The sequence below is a fragment of the Salinispora oceanensis genome (genome assembly GCF_000383575.1).
GTDB classification, from domain to species: domain Bacteria; phylum Actinomycetota; class Actinomycetes; order Mycobacteriales; family Micromonosporaceae; genus Micromonospora; species Micromonospora oceanensis.
Genome location: NZ_KB911579.1, coordinates 4,693,163 through 4,711,934, shown reverse-complemented (window position 1 = coordinate 4,711,934; position 18,772 = coordinate 4,693,163). Strand labels below are relative to the sequence as shown.

The following is an 18,772-nucleotide window of genomic DNA, read 5'->3' as shown; positions in this document are numbered from 1 at the left end:
CGACCATTACCGGGCAGTAGGAAGGCTAACCGACCCTCGTGGAAATTGCAACACGCCCTGCGGTCGCCGCATTGCGCACGGCAACATCGAAGTAGAGAAATGGATATCGGCGCTTTTACTTCCGATTGCCTCCGTCCGGCCGCTCCGCGATCAATTACTGCTCGGCCAGCACACGCATGGCGGAGAAGGCGACCGCGAGCAGAATGCTGCGTACCATCATCGCCGCGCCGTCACCGGGCCCGTAGGAGGTCACCATATCGAGTTCCTGCCGCGCGACGCGTTCGGCCGCCTCCGCGTACGGCTCGAAGAAGTCCATGTCGCAGTCGCATTCGGCCCCGGGATCGGCCTGCCCCCGGCATCGTTGATCGCCCCAGCGAGTCGTTCTTGCACATAGTCACGCAGCCGATCGCTTGCGGCCAGCTTGGCGACCTTCGGGCGTCGACTGCGACGCTTGGCATGCCACTGCGCATTCACGGCGCGGTAGTCCATGCGACCGCCCCGCGTCGCGGCGTTGCGGCGCAGTTCACGCGAGATCGTGGACGCGTCACGACCAACCGCCCGGCTGATCTCCCACACACCTTTGCCCTGCGCTTTGAGCGGCCGACCCGGCGACCGCATCGCCGGGTCCGCCCGTCACCATCGTGGTCCAGCCCATAGGTCTCCCCATCACACACCCCCTCGATCAGGGTGTTGCGACGACCACTGGAATCCGCCCCGGCAGCCCCTGTCGCTGTGGATCACCACCGGGCCGGCCGGGCGTCGTGATACGACGGTGTTGGACAGGGCCAGGTCGGTGCGTAGATGGCCGGCGACGGCCCAGCCGACCACGTGGCGGGCGGATGTCCGTCAAACCGGCTCAGGCCCACTCCAGGTGCTGCTACGCAGAGGTAGCGAGCGGGCTCGCCCGGGCGGCACCCGGGACCGGCCACCGCGCTGTCGCACCCGCCCCTACGATGTCGCCGGTCACCCCGATTCGTGCCACGCGCGACGGTCCCGGTCGGGCATCGCGCGGTGCCGGTACCCCCGGACGGGCCGTCCCGCGTGTCGTTAGCACGAACGCACCATATCCGTAACATCGGCGGTCGTCACTGGTTGACACTCAATAGCTCATTCTGGAAAATGTCGGGCGTCTAGGGCGGTCAGCGGGTGGTCCCGACGTAGGTGTGGTCACCGACGATCAGTCGATGTCCGGTCCGGTCCGGCTCCGCGGTCCGGATCGTGGCGTGCCGGCCGATCACCGACCCACTCAGGGCACCGATCGCCTCGATGCGCGCGCCGTCGAACACCACCGAGTCGGCGAGCTGCGCGGTACGGATCACGCAGTCGCGCCCGATCGATGTGGCCGGGTCGATCCGGCTGTCCTCGACCACGGTGCCGGCGCCGATGATCGCCGGTCCTTCAACGCGCGACCGGATCACCCGTGCACCTCGCTCGACGACCACCCGGCCGCGCAACTCGCTGGCGGCGTCGACGTCGCCCCGTACGGCGGGTGGCAGGCCGCCCAGTACCTCGCGGTTGACCGCCAAGAGGTCGTCGACCCCGCCGACGTCCCGCCAGAAGCCGTGGTGCTCGCGGCCGCGCACGTCGGCGCCGCTGTCGACGAGCCACTGGACGGCGTCGGTGATCTCCAGTTCACCGCGGGCGCTCGGCTCGATCGCCTCCACCGCCTTGTGCACCGCCTCGGTGAAAAGGTAGGCACCGGTGACCGCCAGATCGCTGCGCGGCCGAGCCGGCTTCTCCTCGACCCGCGTGACGCGCCCGTCCGGCCGGACCTCGGCGACCCCGAAGGCCCGCGGATCCGTCACCCGGTGCAGCACCAGCTGGGCTGCGGGCCGGCGGTCACGGAACTCCCGGACCGCCGCCGCGACGCCGCCAGACAGGTAGTTGTCACCGAGATGCATAAGGAAGTCGCTGGTGCCGAGGAACGGGTGGGCCAGCCGCACCGCGTGCGCCAGGCCGAGCGGCCGATCCTGCCGCAGATAGGTGAGACGGACCGCGAGCCGCGCGCCATCGCCGACGGCGGCCCGGAAGGCGTCCTCCCGAGTTCCGACGATCAGGCCGATGTCGGTGATTCCGGCGTCGCGCACACTTTGGATCACATAGTCCAGGACGGGCCGGTTCGCGATCGAGACGAGTTGTTTCGGAATCGAATAGGTGAACGGCCGTAAACGTATGCCGGTTCCGCCCGCCAGAATGAGTGCTTTCACAATCCGCCCTTCCTCAGGTGACTCGGATCCGGCGCGCCGGCCCGGCTCAGCGCTCTGGCGGGACAGTGGCGCGGCCGGCGAACTGGCCCGGCTGCCGGCCCGGGCCGGGCGAGCCCCGGTACGCCTGGGCGAGGTCCAGCCAGCGGTCGGCCTCGTCGCCGGTCGCGGTCAGGGACAGGTCCTCGTCCGGCGGCCACGGCGACGCGCCGGCATCCGCGAGCCGCCACGCAACGGTCTCGAACCGGGCGACCGCACCCGTCGTATCGGCCAGTTCGCGCGAGTCGACCGGCGATCCGCCGCCCGTGCCCGACCGGACCTGCACCAGCGCGGCCACGACCCGGCGCCAGCCGGCCACCGCAAGCCGCCAATGCTCCCGCACGTGCGGCGGCACCAGGTCGGGGTCCACCCCGCCAGCGGCGACCACCAGCTCGCGCTGCCGCAGCACGTGGCGCACGTCGTCGACCTGCCGGTGGATCGGGTCGTCCGGCGGCGCCGTCCGGAACCGGATGGCGAGCCCGTTGACGGCGTCCGCACCGACCAGCCGGGTGGGCTCCGGCCGGCCGGGATGTGGCGCCCGCGCCCGGGCCAGCCACCGGTAGCGCACGCCGAGGCCGGGCGGGCCGTGACCCACGACGCTCAGCTCGCGCAGGTGCTGGACGGCGGTGTACAGCTGCGGCGCCCGGGACCAGCGCAGGAGCTGGCCTGGTTCAACCCGAACCCGCAGCGGGCCGGCCGGCCTCCCCTGCGCCTCCGTCGAGAGGGGATCCTCGACCACCCAATCAGCGCCGTCCCGCAGCACCGTGAACCAGTACGGCGCGTGCCACCGCCGGTGGCCGCGCTGCCACGGCACGTTGTACGCGTCGCCGCAGATCACCAGCGCCCCGCTCTCGGCCAGTTCCCGCCGATAGGCGCCGCGGGCCGTGGCCCAGTCGTCGGCGTAGCGCAGCTCCAGCCCGAGGGCCTCCAGCGGTGGCCGCGGATGGTGTTCGAAGCGCACCAGGCCGTCCGGCTGCGGCGTGACCGCCAGCACCGGCGTCCCGGCCAGCAACGGCCGCCACCAGCACCGGCGCCTGGCGGCGAGCCACACCGCCAGCGCTGCCGTGTGGTGATCGAGGGTGCCGGCCCAGCGGCCCAGGAGGTGAGCGCGCCCGGCCGGGTCGGCGGTCGACGTTCGGCGCATGCGATCAGGCTCGCAGTGCCGTCGTGGACACCGCATCTCGCGGCGTGCGGGCGGCCTGGCACGCCGCGAGATGCCGGGCCGCGCGGCGGTCAGGGCCCCGGCGGCGAGGTCCGCCGCGGCGGCGGCGGGAGGATCAGCAGCACAACGACCGTGACCACGGCGAGGAAGTTCCCGGCCAGCAGCGCGGTACTCAGCGGATCGACACCGTGCTCGTGACTGACGTCCGCACCGATGCCAGCCGATCAACTCGTCACGCTTACCCGATTAAGCCTGCACGTCGTTCGGCAACATCAGGTGGATCGGTTTGGCAGGAGGCAGAACGGGTGTCCGGCCGGGTCGGCATAGACCCGCCAGCCCCGGTCGCGGTCCAGCACGGTCCCGCCGAGCGTCAGCACCTGCCGCTCCGCCACATCAAGATCGACTACCCGAAAGTCAAAGTGGAACTGCTGCGGATGCTCCGGAGCGGGCCAACGCGGCCGCCGATAGGTAGCGACCCGTTGGAAGGCGAGGACGAACCCAGCGGGGGTGTGCAGGGTGGCCCAGTCGTCGTCAATGTTCCACCGTGGATCAACCTGGTTCACCTTCCCACCGAGCAGCCCCTGGTAGAATTCGGCTAGCTCGCGCGGATCCGGACAGTCCAGAACAACACACTCCAGCTCGGCCGTCATTGATCGCACCGCGCTCCCCAGATCACGGTCGACATCCTCGCACGGTCCAGCGCCAGCCGGGCCGGTCGATTGACGGTCAGTTGGCCTGCGGACCACCCGGACCAGTGCATCCAGGTGGCCCATCGTCGTACCGTCAACGGATGAGCTGATCGTCACTGACCCAGACCCAACAACCGACCACCAAACCCTGTACCAACTCATCGATTCATCGACGGTCAGCACTTCTCTGCGCCCCTGCAGGGAGTGATGCCCCGAGGGAGGAGATTCCGTGTTGGGGCAGCCAATCGGCACAACCACACAAACCACATCGCGGGAAAGCCACTCCGCCTCCCTCTCCCCAACATGAGAGTGCCCTGCGACCAATTCGGCGCACTGTTCGCTGATCGACGGATCAGACCAAAAGAGATGGTCCCTCATCTGCCCACGCGTCAAGCCGTCTCGAAGCCCCTGGGAAAGGACCCTGAGATGCTGTGGCCCGAGTTGATGCGTCGCCGACTAGCCGGCACCGACCGGGAGTTGGTTGCGACGTACCCGCGACGGGCCGACCTTCCCCGCCACTTCTGGCGGGACATGATGACCTCTGCTCGGCAGCGGATGTACTTCGGCGGATACACCTCATACTTCCTGTGGCTTGATGCGCCACAAGCCCACACGCACCTGGCGGCAAAAGCTAGCGAGGGGGTGGACATCCGGTGGCTGCTCGGCGACCCGGACTCGATGGCCACCCGGGCGAGAGACGACGTCGAGTCCCACCCGCTCAAACTGGCCACCCGCATCAACATGACGCGGATGGAAGTCGCCCGGTCGGGTGCCGCGGACTTGATGCCCGTGCGGTTGAGCGACCGCCACATCGCCACGTCGGTGTGGATTTTCGACGACGAGGCGGTGCTGGCCACGCACATCGGCGCGGGGCTGGGGCACGACTCGCTGACACAGCACTTCCGGCAGCGTAAGAAAGAGGGGCCGTTCAGTCGGCTCTTGGAGCACTTCGAATGGCTGTGGACCGATGCCCGGCCCGCCGAAACGGCGGCCCCCAGCTGAAGCTGGCCAAACAGGGGCAGAGCCGCGCCTGACACCGATGGAACTTTTGGCTGGCAACACCGTCAGGCCGCCCACCCATCCGCATAACCCATCGATGAACAGGCAGATCATGGATATCGACTCCGGCCCCTCGATCGGCCGTGTCCTCGTGATTCACGCCCACCCGGACGATGAGGTCTTCGCAACGGCTGCGGCGACCATCGCACTGGCCGAGCAGGGGTGCCAGGTCTCTCTCCGAGTGGGCACCGGCGGTGAAGCCGGGCTGCTCGCCGCCGATCAAGGTGATGCGGCACGCGCGCGAGACACGCGGGCCGGGCAACTGGACCGGTCCTGCCGTCTGCTGGGAATCGCCGACTGGGATTACCTCACCGAAGCCGGCCGGTGGGTCGACACCGGCGACAGTGGGCCGGAGACTTTGGCTGACGAGGATCCTGCAGTGCTCGCCAGCGCTGTTCGGGCCTGCATCGATCACATCAGGCCAACGACGATCCTGACCGTCGATTGCCTAGGTCTGACCGGGCACCCTGACCACATCGCCATCAACCACGCGGTCCGCGACGCGCTGGTGACACCCGGCTGGCGACCCCGGCAAGCATGGGGAGCGCTGCTCCTAAGGCGCCACGTCCTCGCGGCACACGCCCTAGCTAAAACGATACTGCCGCACCGGCAAGTAGGTTCCGGCCGAGTCCAGGGAAGAAACGACGACGCCGTCGAAAATCTCATCACATGTCCACGTGAGATCGCTGGCCGCCGCAGAGCCGCCCTCGATGCATACACCCCTGGGCTGGGCACTTACTCGCACCATGAACTGGCCGAACGCCTCGACCGACTCGGCGATTCGGTCCTTGTCCGGCTCGCCATGGACGCCGCCGACTGGCACACCGACCGCTTCGAACGGCTCCACCCCCGGTGAAATCAACCCTGACCGGTACCGGGGCCCTGTTCACCTCCGACTTTGGTTGCGCCCTCAGCCGCCTGAGCGGTTCGAGTGCAGGTAGTCAAGGTCGCCGTCGAACGCTTGGCGATGGATATGACCCGGGCGCCCGATGCGATTTCGCCCACCCTCTCCTCGCAGCAGATGCGGGTGCGGCGGCCAGGTCCGGTGCGATGAGCACCTGGGTGATGCCGCCAGCGTCACGCCTATCGCACCAGCGGTTGCTGCGGGTCTGCTGCTCATTCACCGGTCAGCCTCGCGTTCGGGGGCGAGGTGCTGGGCTTCAAGGTCACGCAGGTGTTCCAACATGTGCAGCGCCGTGGCGGCGCCTTTGTCGGATAGCTCAAAGTGGTTGCGGAAAGCGATTTTCAGCTGCGATGTGTGCCCCCGTTTAGTCTCGGCCAACGTCTGTAGGAGCCGCAGCTCCTTAAATATGTGGGCACCGAGCGGACCGTCAGTGAAGTAGGCGGGATCAATCTTGTAGAGGTCGGCCAGCTTGCGCATGGTCGACATGGTGGGGTTGCTGCGCTGCCCGTTGCGTAGCGCGTTGATCAGCGACTCGGAGATCCCGGCGGCGGCGGCGATCGCTCTGACCCGCTCACCGACCCGGTCCAGGTTGCCTGGTGCGCTCGGTTCGAGCTCAGCGGGGAGGGGTAACTCAACAAGCAAGTTGATCTTGTCTTGAAGGGTGGGTGGTGCGGCGCTCGGCTTATTCGCGGTAGCCATGCGATCCTCCCAGCTGTGCAATCCGTTGCCACTCTAGTGGTGCTAATGCCACGAGTAGGCTACTTATGTGTTGAGCGTGGGCCTGTTTGAGCCTATGCTGCAAGTCGTTCACGATCAACTACCAGGGTAGCGGGAACCAGGGATGTGGCCTACCACAGTGTTGCGGCAGGCCTGAGGGTGCTCCCTCGCGCGACACGGGGCGCACGCGAGGGAGCAGCGTCCTCCCCCGACGAGGGCCGCGTGGACGTCAACGCGGAGCGCCGGCGCCCAAGACCTTCGCACTACAGGGACACCGGTAGGGCGACCAGTCCGCGCAGTCGAAACGATTCCCGCCACTGTATGTCCTGGACCGGCACGGCCAGTCGTATCCCGGGGAAGCGATCGAACAGGCTGGCGACGGCCACGGTCGTCTGGAGGCGCGCAAGTGGTGCGCCCAGACAGTAATGGATGCCGTGCCCGAAGGACAGGTGCGGGCGTCGCATGTCGGCTATGCCGATTTCATCGGGTTCAGTGAAGTGTGCGGGGTCGCGGTTTGCGCTGGCCAGACAGAGCCAGATGCGATCCCCTGCGGGAATTGTCTGGCCCGCGATGGTGATCGGTTCCCGGGCGAATCGTCGCACCGCGAGCGGGAAGGAAGGGTTCCACCGCAGGACGCCATCGACAAGTTCGTCGACGGCAAGCGATCCGGTGCGTACCGCCTCGGCCAGCTCCACGTTGGTGAGCAACGCGTGGATGGCGTTGCCGATGAGCGCAGCAGTGTTGTCGTAGCCAGCGAACATCAGCAGGAAGAGCATCGCGACGAGTTCATCGTCGGTGAGCCCGTCGTCGTCCTCACGGACGCAGAGGAGACCGGTCAACAGGTCGTCGCCGGGCTGCGCTCTCTTGTGCGCCACCTGTTCGATCAGGAAGCGGCGCATGTTGGCCATGGCCGATCGGGACTGGGCGGGCTGGTTGGCGTCGGCGGACAGCAGCGTGTTCGTCCACGTCCGAAAGTCGACGCTGGTCTGGGTGGGCAAGCCGAGGAGTTCATGCATGACCTGCAGCGGTAGCGGTGATGCGAGGGAGCCGATCAGCTCCGCGTGGTCGTTGCCGGCGAGACCGTCCAGCAGGGTGCTGACGGTCTTCTCCACCGCGGGGCGCAGGTCGGCGACGCGACGGGGGGTGAAGGCGGCAGCCGCCAGGCGTCGGAGCCGCGTGTGGTCGGGCGGGTCACGGTTGAGTAGATGCGCATCCAACTCGGGAGGCAGCGACGAACCGTGCTCACCATCGGTACCGCTGAAACGTTTGTCGACCGACAGGCGCGGGTCGGTAAACGCCGCTCGCACGTCGTCGTAGCGGGTGACAAGCCACGCGGGGGCTCCATCTGGCGTGCGGACGCGATGGACCGGAGCCTGGTCCCGCAACGCGTTGTACCGTCGGTGCGGGTCACGAAGCAGGCGCTGGTCAAAGACGGGAGCCGGTTGTGCCGTCATGCCAACTCCCGGACCGACGGGGGGAGCTTGGCAACGGCGACGATCGGTGAATCCCGGTATGCCCGAGCCACCTGGGTCAGCCAGTCAACCTCGCTGGCAAGATCCCCGCCGACCTCGGTGTGGCCGGTCATCGACTCTTCGTCGGTCGAGTGGCCGCCTTGCTTGCCAGCGATCGAGGCGGCGAGGGCGGCCGCCTCGACGACGGCTTCCAGCTCGACTCCGGCCAGTCCGGCGCGTGCACCGCTACGGCGGGCCCGGTCGACTTCGGCGGCATCGAGATAGGGCCGCAAAGCCAGCTGCGCGTCGCGTATCTCAATGATCAAACGGTAGGTCCGCATCTTGACGTCCCGCGCCGCGCGAGCCGTGTCGACCAGCCGGGAGGTGGGTTTGTCCAACGCGTACTCGTTGTCGGTGCTGCGACACAGGTCGACCCAGAGCGGATACAGGCGCTGGTAGGTCCGGAGCAGCCGTAGCCAAGCCGACAACCCGTCGAGCTGCCGCGCCCATGCTGGCATGATCCAGCCACCGGTAATCAGCAACGCCGCGAGGCTGGCCACGATCGGCGCAGCCTGGATGTTCCAGCGAGCCAAGGTCTCATCGGGTCCGGCCCACAGGCCGATCAGCGTGCCGGCCTTGATGGCGGCGTACCCCTGAGACACCAGCCCTCCGGCGGCGACGGTGTGCAGCCCCCGACGTAGCCACGTCTGATCCTTTACGGCCCTGGCACACCGACGTGAGGTGATGGCCAGGTCGAGCTGCATGGCGGAGAAGGCCGCCAGGTAGATAAGCAGGAACGCTGCCGCGAGCGGGGTAGCGGCGTAGTGCGCGTCGAAGTCGACCGGATGCTCGGCGTCGTCAACCGGCGCGAGGGCGAAGAGCACTGCCATCGCCACCAGCGTCGCGATGAAGTAGGTGAGGCGCCGTCTGATCGCGGGCACCGCCCGATTCCGCGGATACAGCCACCACGCCTGAACGGCGGTCTGTGCGAGAGCGGTCCCGATGACGGCGACATACACCACCAGCGTCGCCAGATTCGTCATCCCAGTCAGCGCACCGACTTTGCTGTAGACCACCGGGGTAGCGAAGGTGAACGCGAGAACGAAGCACGCCAGATATCCCGCCAGCCCGGCAAGCGCGACGTTTTCCGGGTCCTGACGCAGGCGCCAGAGCCGATAGGCCGCGGTGGCGAAGGCCGCCACCGCGCATACCGGGTAGAGAATGTTGAACTGCTCCGTGGCCTGCTCGACAGCGGTCATTGAGTCGCCTGGCCTCCGTTACCAAGCGAGCGGATGAGGCGGTGGGTGATCGACTCGGCCTCCGGCGGACGATTGGCTCGCTGGGGAGTCCACGAGCTGGTGCGCTCCAGCAACAGGGACGCGAACACCTCCGCCTCCCGCTCCTCCCGACCGGTGTAGTCGCGCCGATTCATCATGCGCCGCACCAGAGCGGGGTCGAGACCCGGCAGCAGCAGGACAGCGCCCGCGCCGTCAACGGAGACGGCGCTGTGATCACAAATCAGGTGCCCGATCTCATGGGCCTGGATGTGCGCCTGATGCAGCGAGCTGGTGTTCTTCTGGTAGAAGATCGCATCGAAGTCCGATGTGCTCGCCCACATGCCGCATGCCCCGCCCGGCGGAAGCTCGATTGGGATGAGGTGGATGGGTCGCCCTCGCTGCTCACCCAGCTGTAGACACAGCTCGTCTATGCCGAATGGATCCGGTAGGTCAAGACCGGACAGGATCCGCTCACACCGCCGCCGAAGGGCTGTCTTGCCCATGTCAACACTCCCCAGCTGCTTGGCTTCTGTCACTGCGATACCAGAGGCCCTTGACGACGACCATCCCCCGCAGCCTCCGAGTCCCTCGCACAACCGCCCGGGATCATGGCTTCGCCGAGTATAGGAGCCTTCAGTGCGGAAACGTCACGCTGCCAGGGGGCGACACCACCAGCTGCTGTCCGTCGGGCGCGCCCCACCCGAACCGCCCGCTGCCGAGACCCAGTACTTCCCTGGACGCAACCGGCGCAGGTTAAATCGATTGAGGTGACCCGTTCGACCAGGACAGGATGCCGCTCGTGACTCAGCTGACTTTGCGGACCGCGCGAATCCAACTCGTGCCGTTGAACGACGATCACTTGGACGGTGAGGTCCAGCTCGACGCGGATCCGGAAGTCATGCGCTACCTGGGCCAGCCGCGGCACCGGGCGGAGGTCGAGCAGGCGCATCGGCGGCGAGTGGCCGCCGCCTCGGCAGTCCCCGGGCTCGGTTTCTGGGCCGGGCTGGTGGCGGGCTCGTTTGTCGGATGGTGGATTTTGGAGCCGCCGGAACGCGCGGATCAGGGGCCGGTTGAGGGGCAGGCGGAGTTGGGCTACCGACTACTGCGCCGGTACTGGCGTCAAGGTCTGGCCAGCGAGGGTGCCCGTGAACTGATCCGGCACGGCTTCGCCGACCTGGGCCTGCGCCGCATCTTCGCCGAGACGATGGCAGTGAACCTGCCCTCCCGGGCGACCATGGCCGCGATCGGGCTGGACTACGTACGCACCTTCCACCGGCACTTCGACGACCCGCTGCCGGGCAGCGAGCACGGTGAGGTTGAGTACGCGGCCACCCGCCAGGAATGGCTGGCCAACCGGACGGACCGCGAATCTGGCTGAGCGCCGGTTCACCCGTCGGGCGAGGCTGCGGCGTCCCCGCGAGTCAGCTCAAGATAGGAGAGGTAGTCCGCGAGGCGAGCGGACCCGGTGAGCATCGCCCGGCCACGGGCGGTGATCCGCTCCTGCCACTGTTCGATCGACGCCGCCAGTGGGCCGGCCCCTCCGGCGGCGCGCACCTGCTCGATCACCGCGGCGATGTGGTGCAGCAGGTAGCCCCCGCGTCGCAGGAGGTGGGCGAGCTCGGCGTCGCGTACGTCCTCGGGTGAGTAGACCCGCGCGGTCCGGGACCGGGCTGGGGCCAGGATGCCCGCCCGCTCCCATTTACGCAGCGTCGCTGGGGTGACACCGAGCCGATGGGCGAGAACACCGACGGAGACCGACGAGGCCGGATCGGGCGCGACCGAGGTCGATTCGGACGCCAGCACGACGGCCGCTGCGGCGACCTGGTCCAGGGTCTCCCGGTCGCGGTGCAGCAGTACGTGGGCGGCATCCACGACGGCCAGGGCGGATGGGAGGTCGCCCCGGAGGACCGACCTCATGATCTCCCCGGCCGGCTGGAAACCGTACCCCCGAACAAGCGCGACGTAGGCGGTCAGCGCTCCCGCATGGTCGTCGGTGTAGCTGCGGTAGCCGGTCGCCGTCCGCGAAGCCGGCGGGATCACTCCGGCCGCCTCGTAGTTGCGGACCGCCTGCGCGGAGAGCCCGTGCATCCGGGCCAGATCCACCGGACGGTACACCGCCTTTTGAAACTTCAACAGCCATTCTCCCGGTAAACGATGGCCACAGTTTAAACCGAAGGTTCAACGATACGGTTAAGGTCATGGCTTTCGATACGGAGTTGCAGGCCCTTGTCCGTGCCCACCGGCCGCGGCTGCTCGCGATCGGCGAGCCCTACCACGGTGAGCCGGCCTTCCCCCACCTACGCAATCGGATCCTCGAAACCCTCGTCGGGCAGGGCTTCCGGTCCATCGCCATCGAATCGGACCGGGCCGCCGGGCTCACCGTCAACGACTATGTGCAGGGCCGCCGCGACGAGGTGGACCTGAGCACCGGCATCAGCCACGGCTGGGGCACCCACCCCGCCAGCCGCGAACTGGTCGACTGGCTGCGCGCCCACAACGAGAAGCTGCCGCCCGACGAGCGCGTCACCTTCCACGGCTTCGACGCCCCAACCGAGATCACCGGCGCGCCCAGTCCCGGGCCGATGCTGCGTGAACTGCGCGACTACCTCGGCGAAGCCGTCTCCGACCTGGACGGCCTCGTCGGCGCTGAGGAGCGCTGGACCGCCCCCGAAATCATGTACGACGCGACGCGATCTCCCGGCCGGTCACGGGAGGCGACGACGCTACGCGGGATCGCCGAGGACTTCCGTACACAGCTGTACGCCGACGCGCCTCGCCTGATCCGGGAGACATCGCTGGGGTCCTGGAACCGCGCCACGGTCCTCGCCGGCGTGGTTGTCGGCCTGCTCACCTACCACGGCGCGATGGCCGTACCGGGCACCCAGCCGCAGCGCATCCGTCGCCTGCTCGCCGTCCGGGATGCGCTGATGGCGCAAAATCTGCTGGACATCCTCACCCGCGAACGGGACCGGGGGCCGGTCCTGGTCTCCGCCCACAACTCCCACCTGCAACGGCACCCGAGCCGGTGGGACAGCCACTGGGAGGGCCAGGACCTGGCCTTCCAGTGGAACGGCGCCGGCTCGATCGTGTCTGCCTCGCTCGGCAGAAGGTACGTGTACGTGGCCGGCAGTCTCGGGGCGAGCGGGCCGCTCGGTCTCGGGCCGCCGGAGCCCGGCACCTACGAGCACCAACTCGGCGCCGAAACCGGGATCTTCCCGCCGCCCAAGGGCGATGAGCTCCGTGAACGCGCGGCCAACCTGCTCGGGCTGTCGTCGCTTGCAGCGGCGACGGTCGGGACCTGCGACGCGATCCTGCACATCGGTTCCGAACCGGGCGCGGCCGACGCGGCCCGGATCGCTGGCCTGATGGGGGTGACCGAGACCCGGACCCCGCCGGGCCCTGAGCACCCGCCGCGCACCTGGGGCGACCGGTTCTTCTTCACCGGCGCGGACCGGGCGCGACCGTTCGCCACAATCGTCGGGCACGACACCCCGGGCTTCGACGAGCGGTCCCGCCTGGCCGACCCCGGACGGTACCGGCTGAACGTCGAGGTGGGACGCACCGAGTTCCGCAACCTGTTCGGCTACGGCCCGGAGGAGTTCGCCGCACACCGCGACCGGCTCGACTTCGCGGAGACGGACCGCCTGCTGCCCCATCCGGTCTACGCCGAGCAGGGCTGGGTCAGCGTGGTCAATCCGGGCCCGGCCACCGTGGCGGAGGTGACCCGGCTGGTGGCTCGGGCTCGCTCCCGCAGCGGATCAGCAGAATCTGCTGCCGGCTAGCACTGCGGTGGCAGTCGGCGTCCCAGCCGGTGCGCGGCCACCGCGACGCTCGCGCCCGGGTAGGTGATCAACGCGTCGTGCAGGGCGCGGGCGAAAGCGTGGCGAGTCGGTTGAGATCCCTCCAAGAATAAGGTAAACCTGAGTCATGTTTAGTTCTGTGGACGGTGCGTCGCCCGGCGCCAAACCCGCCACGCAGCGGCGCTCCCGCGAGACCCGGGACAAGCTCATCACCGCACTAGACGAACTGCTGCTCGAAGAGAACTTCAACGAGATCAGCGTCGCGCAGATCGCCAACCGGGCCGGTGTGTCCGTGGCGTCGGTCTACCAGCGTTTCGACAATCAGAACGCCGCCGTCGCCATCCTCGTCGCCCTGTACCTGCGCAAGGTGACGCATTGGTGGGACGACTTCACCCGGGACAACCCCGAGCCGAGCAGCCACACCTCGCTGCGTGAGGCACTCGTCCAAGTTGGCCGTGCGGCATGGCGTCAATCCGAGGACCTGCGCCATGTCATGCGACCGGCCTACCTTCAGTCTCGGTTGCACCCGGACCTGCTTGACGAGCACTGGCGGCGCCGGGAGGAGGTCGCCGTGTCCGGCTTTCGCTCACTGCTACAGAGTCACGCCGACGAGATACGGCATTCGGACCTGGCCCGAGCGGCCAGCATGACGGCGTACTTCTTCAACCTGATGTTCCTGGGGCGCCTGCTTCACCCAGAGGGGATGTCCGGCTGGAACCTTCCCACCGATGCCGACGAGTTCGCCGAGGAACTCGCCGACTTCGTCTGTGGCTACCTCGGTGTCGCCCTCGTCCCGGGCTCGTCGGACCGGCGGAATCGATGATGTGGACCTATGTCGAACGCGCCATTCTGACTGCTACCGCCCTCACCACGACGCTGACCCTCTTCGCCGCTCCGACGAGCGTGACGCTGCCGGCGATCGTCGCGGTGACCGCACTCAGCATCCTCCGCCTGGTCAACAACAGCGCCCGGTGGCAGATGGCACCGGCCTACCTCGCCGTCGCCTGGCTCTGCGTCGCCGTCGGCACAGAACTGCCCGTCGGCGTACGCATCGTCGGCGGGCTGGTCGCTCTGGTGTTGTCGACAGTGTCTGCCGCGCTGGTAGTCGGCTTTCCCATTCCCAGCCTCCCGCAGCCCGACGGCCCGTTCGCGGTCGGCGTGATCACAACAACGGAGGAGCGTGACGTCAGAACGGCACCACGCATGGGACGTAGGCGACTCTTCGTCACCACGTGGTACCCGGCGGAAGCAAACCTGAATCAACGACATTCGGAAGGCGAGGCCCTGTGGTTCGAATTCCACGAAGCTCCCGGGATTCCCTCCGGGCTACGGCGGCTCGCCGGCTACCTGAAGCAGGTACGGACGCATGCGATTCGTGGGGCCCACGCCAGCCGACACGCTGCTACCGCACCGGTAATCCTCTACCAGCCCGGGCTCGTGTCCATCACCGCGGAAAACTCGCTCCTGATGGAATCGTTGGCAAGCCACGGCTATGTCGTGGTGAGTGTTAGGCACATCGATCAACGCGCCGAGCTGGAGGAAGCAGACGCGGCCGTCGCCCCGGCCACAGCCAGCCGAACCCAGGAAATCAACCGTGCACTGCGGGGTGACCTCACCCGCTCCGAGCGCGCCCGAATCTCTGCGGAGCTCTACCAATTGAGCACAAGCGCAGCTACCGTCGTTGCCCGACGCACCGAAGACTCACAGCATGTGCTTGACCGGCTTCCCAGCATCCTGGCCACTGTTCCCGGATATCCCACCGACGAACTGGGGTCAGGACAGCCGATCGCCACGATGGGGCTATCTCTGGGCGGGGCGGTCGCCAGCGAGCTCAGCAAGATCGACAACCGGTGCACCGTAGCCATCAACATCGATGGGGGGCTCTACAGTGAACGCCCTCACGACCCACTCAGTGTTCCGTACCTGATGATCTACAGTGAGTTGAACTCTGGCAGCAACGATTTCGCACGGGACACCGCACAGGCCGAGTTCCACGAGATGACAGCACCCGGGACGAAGCACCTGGACTTCCATGACGCTACCGTCGTACTACCCATTCTGCGATGGTTGGGACACCTCGGCGACGCGTCTGGTATCGGGGTCGCCCGATGGAAGAATAGTCAGATTCGACAGTTCCTGGACCGGACGGTTCGGTGCACGACGCCTGATATATCTGCCGGGTGATTCCAGCCCAGGGAGTCTCCTGGGGCGGCCCGGCCGGTGGTGGCGGACCCGGGTAGGTGCGCCGTGACGGGACATGCCGGCGTGCTACGGGCCCTGGTCGGCGGCGTAGGTGGTGTTCGGCCGCTGCCGCGATCAACGAGTGGCTACACCGACTTCGACACAGGCCCCAGGGCGGTTGTCACGAGTTGCCGCAGCTCGGTGAGGTGCACCAGGCGGGCCACCGCAACGTAGACGGCGCAGCCGATGATGCCCGCCGTGGTCACGATGATCAGCGCTCCACTGCTCGGGGAATCGAGCAGCGGGGTGAGGGCGTAGACCGTGAGGCCACCACAGCTACCGGAGAGGCCGACGGCGACCGCCACCCGGGCCGCCGTACCAAGTAGCCGGTGCCCGTCGATGCGGCCCAGTCGGCGGCGCAGGAGAAGGGCGGCAGCGGCGAGGCCCACCGTGTACGCGACCGCGTACGCGAGGGGAACACCGACCACAGCGTTGGCGCGGGGCAGTAGCCGCGACGCGGCGAGGCATCCGGCCACGCCGACGGCGGTGACTCCGACAGTGATGATCGCGGGGGTCTTGGTGTCCTGCAGGGCGTAGAACCCGCGTTGCAGAATCATGAAGCCGGTGAACGGCACCAGGGCCACCCCGAAGGCTGCCACCACCGCGCCCAGCAGCGCGATCGCCGACGGTGAACTGCGTCCGTAGGCGAACAGCAGCGTGGCGATCTGCGGGCCGAGCACCGTCATGGCAACCGCTATCGGGGCGAGAGCGACGACAGCCAGTCGTACCGCCTGGGAGAGATCCTCAACGATGTGGGCGTGCTGGCGGCTGGCGGCGTGGCGACTGAGCCGGGGCAGCATGGCGGTCAGCACCGACATGACGAGGACCCCGAACGGCATCTGGAACACCGCGAGCGCGTTCTGGAAGGCGCTCACCCCGCCCGGTCCGCTGGTTGAGGCGACCCGGGTGGCCACCGCGAGCAGGATCTGCGCGGCGACGACGGACACGAGGACCCAGCCGCCGAGCTGACCGATTCGGCGGATCCCGATGCCCCGTGGGTCAAGCCGGGGCCGAAGGGTGAAGCCGCTGCGTGCCAACGCCCACACCACCAGGGCCATCTGGGCGAGGACGCCTGCGGTGGTGCCCCCGGCGAGCAACACCAGCTGCCCGGTGGACATCAACGGGATGCTGGTGGTGCCGCCGATCGCCAGGTAGGTCAACCCGACAGCGATCACGATCAGACTGTTGACAACCGGCGCCCACATCGGCGCGGCGAACCGGCCCCGGGTGTTGAGCACGGCGCCGGCGGTGGCGCTGAGGCCGTAGAACAGGATCTGGGGCAGGAAGAACCAGCACAGCAGCACCGCCAGCTCGTGCTGCTCGGCAGAGAACCCCGGGGCGTAGACCGCGACCAGCCAGGGGGCCGAGATCATCGCCACCAACGTGACCGCCCCGAGCCCGTAGACCAGCAGCGACAGCAGCCGCTGGGCGTAGCGTACCCCGGCATCGGGTTCGGTCAGCGCGGCCCGCACCAGCAGTGGCACCACCACGCTGGCCATCGCACCTCCGAGGACAAGCTCGTAGACGGCGTTGGGCAGGGTGTTCGCCACGTTGTAGCTGTCCAGCAGACGACTCCCCATTCCCAGCGCGGAGGCCAGCACCACCAGCCGGACGAAGCCGACGGCCCGGGATACCAACGTCGCCACCGCCATGGTCCGACCCGCGCTGCTAAGGGAAGATCCTTCTGCCATGGCGACCTTCCTAGCGCACGGGCGCCCGGACCCCGCCCCGGACCCCGGAGCCCTGCCCAGCCCAGCCCAGCCCTGCCCAGCCCAGCCCAGCCCAGCCCAGCCCCCGATTGGAGGCCCAGATGAGCACCGAGTCAACGATTGCCCGATTTGTGCAGGACGAAGAACTGGATGGCTTCTCGGCCAGTCAACTCCTCGAGGTGACCAAGGCCACCACGATGATCCTTTCCATACCTCCGGCGGCTACCAGCCACGTCGACGCCGTCGCAGTGGCGACCGGCCAGGGGGAAGAGTGGCGCTTCACCGATGCGATCCGGGCTTGGGAGGCAAACCCCCGCCTCCGCCACCTGCTGGTCACGAGCGGGAACCCGGCGGAGAAGACCTACACCGAGGTCACCCTCGACTACCTACGTGGTCTCGGCCTCCGCCGCCGGGAAGGGCTCCAGCTACAGCCGGACCCGTCGCCCAACACCGGCCGGCAGGCCGCCTGGATCGCTGACCAGGTGCAGAAGGGTGGCATCACCAGCATCGCACTCACCACCTCCCCCTACCATCTGCCGAGGTTCTATCTCACCGTTCTCAAGGAGTTGGAACGACGTGGCATCCGCATACCCGTCGTTCCCGCTCCCGCGGCCGTCGCCCCACAGACGCCGATCCCGGAGACTGGCGTCACCTCCGAGGACCTGATTCCCGGCGAGGTGAAACGCATCCTCACCTACCAGGACAAGGGCTGGCTCGCCACACCGCTGGAGCTGCGGCGGTACCTCTCCTGGTTGTGGAGCAGCCATGGGTCTGGCTGGGTCGTGCACTGAGCTGGTCTGGGCGGCGGCGCCGGCTCCGCTGCGCCGCTTCTCTCAGCCGGTCGCCGCGGCTGCTGCCGATCGTGCCCGGGCCCTGCGGGTGGCACGCAGCAACAGCCCGGCGTAGAGCAGCAGCAGAGCGTCCTGCAGCAGCACGAACCAGCCGAGTCCCTGGGGCAGGAAGCGCCCGAAGCAACCGCAGTTGTCGACCGTCAGCCCCCGTACGAACGCCTGCGCCGCCAGACCGGCCCAGGCCGCCGCCACCCCGGTGTAGATCCAGACCGGGGTCAGCGCGCACGACCGCGGTCGGGTCAGCAGCCAGAGCCCACCGGCCAGTTCCGCCAGGATCAGCACCGCGGCCAGCCACGGCAACGCCGCCGCGGGCGCGATCTCGTACGCGGCGAGGATGTCCGGCAGCACCGGCCACGAAGCAAGCTGGCCGGCTCCCATCGCCGTGAGGATGGCACCCAGGACAGCGCGAAGCCACATGAGTCGACGCTAACGACAGAATCCAGCTTTATCACCTAAAACAAGGTAAAAAACGGTCGGCTGGCTTCGTGAACTATTCCGAAAAGCCAGGCAGCAATTCTCGACCGACTATTTACCGAGAGAAATTGATAGATTACGATCCGGTAGGTGCCTGTCCTGGATCGGGGTGACTGTGCACATTCCTTACGCGCCTGCCTTCGCTGCCCAGCGGCCTGAAAGATCCGTCGAAGTCCGCGTCGACAAAGGCCTGAC

Annotated in this window: 18 protein-coding genes and 1 pseudogene; 7 read left to right on the top strand and 12 right to left on the bottom strand. The window is 67.9% G+C overall.

Annotated features, from left to right (window positions below):
• Positions 1-154 precede the first annotated feature (154 nt).
• From SALPAC4_RS27820 to SALPAC4_RS0121535, 5 genes and pseudogenes are all read right to left on the bottom strand, one after another.
• The gene (locus tag SALPAC4_RS27820; protein ID WP_019872118.1) at positions 155-316 is read right to left on the bottom strand and encodes a hypothetical protein; all 162 of its coding nucleotides are present in this window, start codon (positions 314-316) and stop codon (positions 155-157) included.
• Positions 286-667 (bottom strand): annotated as a pseudogene (locus SALPAC4_RS26975) (helix-turn-helix domain-containing protein); the annotation flags it as partial. The gene SALPAC4_RS27820 and the pseudogene SALPAC4_RS26975, both read right to left, overlap by 31 nt.
• Before the next feature lie 472 nt (positions 668-1,139).
• Complete coding sequence (locus tag SALPAC4_RS0121545) at positions 1,140-2,207, bottom strand: glucose-1-phosphate thymidylyltransferase (RefSeq protein ID WP_019872117.1); 1,068 nt, start codon at positions 2,205-2,207, stop codon at positions 1,140-1,142.
• A 46-nt stretch (positions 2,208-2,253) separates the two neighbouring features.
• Entirely contained in the window at positions 2,254-3,387 is a 1,134-nt protein-coding gene (locus SALPAC4_RS0121540) for a hypothetical protein (protein ID WP_019872116.1), read from the bottom strand.
• A 290-nt stretch (positions 3,388-3,677) separates the two neighbouring features.
• Entirely contained in the window at positions 3,678-4,055 is a 378-nt protein-coding gene (locus SALPAC4_RS0121535; RefSeq protein WP_019872115.1) for a VOC family protein, read from the bottom strand.
• Positions 4,056-4,520: 465 nt separating this feature from the next.
• Between SALPAC4_RS0121535 and SALPAC4_RS0121530 the strand changes: the two genes are divergently transcribed.
• The gene (locus SALPAC4_RS0121530) at positions 4,521-5,096 is read left to right on the top strand and encodes a hypothetical protein (RefSeq protein ID WP_027644960.1); all 576 of its coding nucleotides are present in this window, start codon (positions 4,521-4,523) and stop codon (positions 5,094-5,096) included.
• A gap of 37 nt (positions 5,097-5,133) precedes the next feature.
• A complete protein-coding gene (locus SALPAC4_RS0121525) occupies positions 5,134-6,009 on the top strand; it encodes a PIG-L family deacetylase (protein WP_223874815.1) in 876 nt (291 codons plus the stop codon).
• Positions 6,010-6,273: 264 nt separating this feature from the next.
• Here the strand turns inward: SALPAC4_RS0121525 and SALPAC4_RS0121520 are convergent, their stop codons facing one another.
• The 4 genes from SALPAC4_RS0121520 to SALPAC4_RS0121505 all read right to left on the bottom strand — a co-directional run bounded on the left by SALPAC4_RS0121520 (position 6,274) and on the right by SALPAC4_RS0121505 (position 10,005).
• Positions 6,274-6,756, bottom strand: a complete 483-nt coding sequence (locus tag SALPAC4_RS0121520; protein ID WP_019872112.1) for a helix-turn-helix domain-containing protein — start codon at positions 6,754-6,756, stop codon at positions 6,274-6,276.
• Between the two features lie 281 nt (positions 6,757-7,037).
• Complete coding sequence (locus SALPAC4_RS0121515) at positions 7,038-8,228, bottom strand: cytochrome P450 family protein (RefSeq protein WP_019872111.1); 1,191 nt, start codon at positions 8,226-8,228, stop codon at positions 7,038-7,040.
• Positions 8,225-9,484, bottom strand: a complete 1,260-nt coding sequence (locus SALPAC4_RS0121510; RefSeq protein WP_019872110.1) for an MAB_1171c family putative transporter — start codon at positions 9,482-9,484, stop codon at positions 8,225-8,227. The genes SALPAC4_RS0121515 and SALPAC4_RS0121510 overlap by 4 nt, the downstream gene beginning before the upstream one ends.
• On the bottom strand, positions 9,481-10,005 hold the full coding sequence (locus tag SALPAC4_RS0121505) for an ImmA/IrrE family metallo-endopeptidase (RefSeq protein WP_027644959.1): 525 nt from the start codon (positions 10,003-10,005) through the stop codon (positions 9,481-9,483). Before SALPAC4_RS0121505 ends, SALPAC4_RS0121510 begins: the two co-directional genes overlap by 4 nt.
• A 287-nt stretch (positions 10,006-10,292) precedes the next feature.
• Here SALPAC4_RS0121505 and SALPAC4_RS0121500 point away from each other — a divergent pair, with 287 nt between their 5' ends.
• Entirely contained in the window at positions 10,293-10,880 is a 588-nt protein-coding gene (locus SALPAC4_RS0121500; protein ID WP_019872108.1) for a GNAT family N-acetyltransferase, read from the top strand.
• 8 nt (positions 10,881-10,888) lie between these two features.
• Here the strand turns inward: SALPAC4_RS0121500 and SALPAC4_RS0121495 are convergent, their stop codons facing one another.
• Positions 10,889-11,617: a MerR family transcriptional regulator gene (locus tag SALPAC4_RS0121495; RefSeq protein WP_019872107.1), complete on the bottom strand. Its 729-nt coding sequence runs from the start codon at positions 11,615-11,617 to the stop codon at positions 10,889-10,891.
• 83 nt (positions 11,618-11,700) lie between these two features.
• Between SALPAC4_RS0121495 and SALPAC4_RS0121490 the strand changes: the two genes are divergently transcribed.
• The 3 genes from SALPAC4_RS0121490 to SALPAC4_RS0121480 all read left to right on the top strand — a co-directional run bounded on the left by SALPAC4_RS0121490 (position 11,701) and on the right by SALPAC4_RS0121480 (position 15,486).
• Positions 11,701-13,284, top strand: coding sequence for a DUF6194 family protein (locus SALPAC4_RS0121490; RefSeq protein WP_019872106.1), 1,584 nt, complete (start codon positions 11,701-11,703; stop codon positions 13,282-13,284).
• Positions 13,285-13,429: 145 nt separating this feature from the next.
• Positions 13,430-14,125 (top strand): TetR/AcrR family transcriptional regulator, encoded by a 696-nt coding sequence (locus tag SALPAC4_RS0121485; protein ID WP_019872105.1) that lies wholly within the window; start codon positions 13,430-13,432, stop codon positions 14,123-14,125.
• Positions 14,125-15,486 (top strand): alpha/beta hydrolase, encoded by a 1,362-nt coding sequence (locus SALPAC4_RS0121480; RefSeq protein ID WP_019872104.1) that lies wholly within the window; start codon positions 14,125-14,127, stop codon positions 15,484-15,486. Before SALPAC4_RS0121485 ends, SALPAC4_RS0121480 begins: the two co-directional genes overlap by 1 nt.
• 143 nt (positions 15,487-15,629) lie before the next feature.
• Here SALPAC4_RS0121480 and murJ read toward each other — a convergent pair whose 3' ends face one another.
• Positions 15,630-17,195, bottom strand: a complete 1,566-nt coding sequence (murJ, locus tag SALPAC4_RS0121475; protein WP_019872103.1) for a murein biosynthesis integral membrane protein MurJ — start codon at positions 17,193-17,195, stop codon at positions 15,630-15,632.
• A gap of 158 nt (positions 17,196-17,353) precedes the next feature.
• On the opposite strand from murJ, the gene SALPAC4_RS0121470 reads away from it, so the two are divergent.
• Complete coding sequence (locus SALPAC4_RS0121470) at positions 17,354-18,043, top strand: ElyC/SanA/YdcF family protein (protein ID WP_019872102.1); 690 nt, start codon at positions 17,354-17,356, stop codon at positions 18,041-18,043.
• A 42-nt stretch (positions 18,044-18,085) separates the two neighbouring features.
• On the opposite strand, the gene SALPAC4_RS0121465 is transcribed toward SALPAC4_RS0121470, so the two are convergent.
• Positions 18,086-18,520: a MauE/DoxX family redox-associated membrane protein gene (locus SALPAC4_RS0121465; RefSeq protein WP_019872101.1), complete on the bottom strand. Its 435-nt coding sequence runs from the start codon at positions 18,518-18,520 to the stop codon at positions 18,086-18,088.
• Between the last annotated feature and the right edge of the window lie 252 nt (positions 18,521-18,772).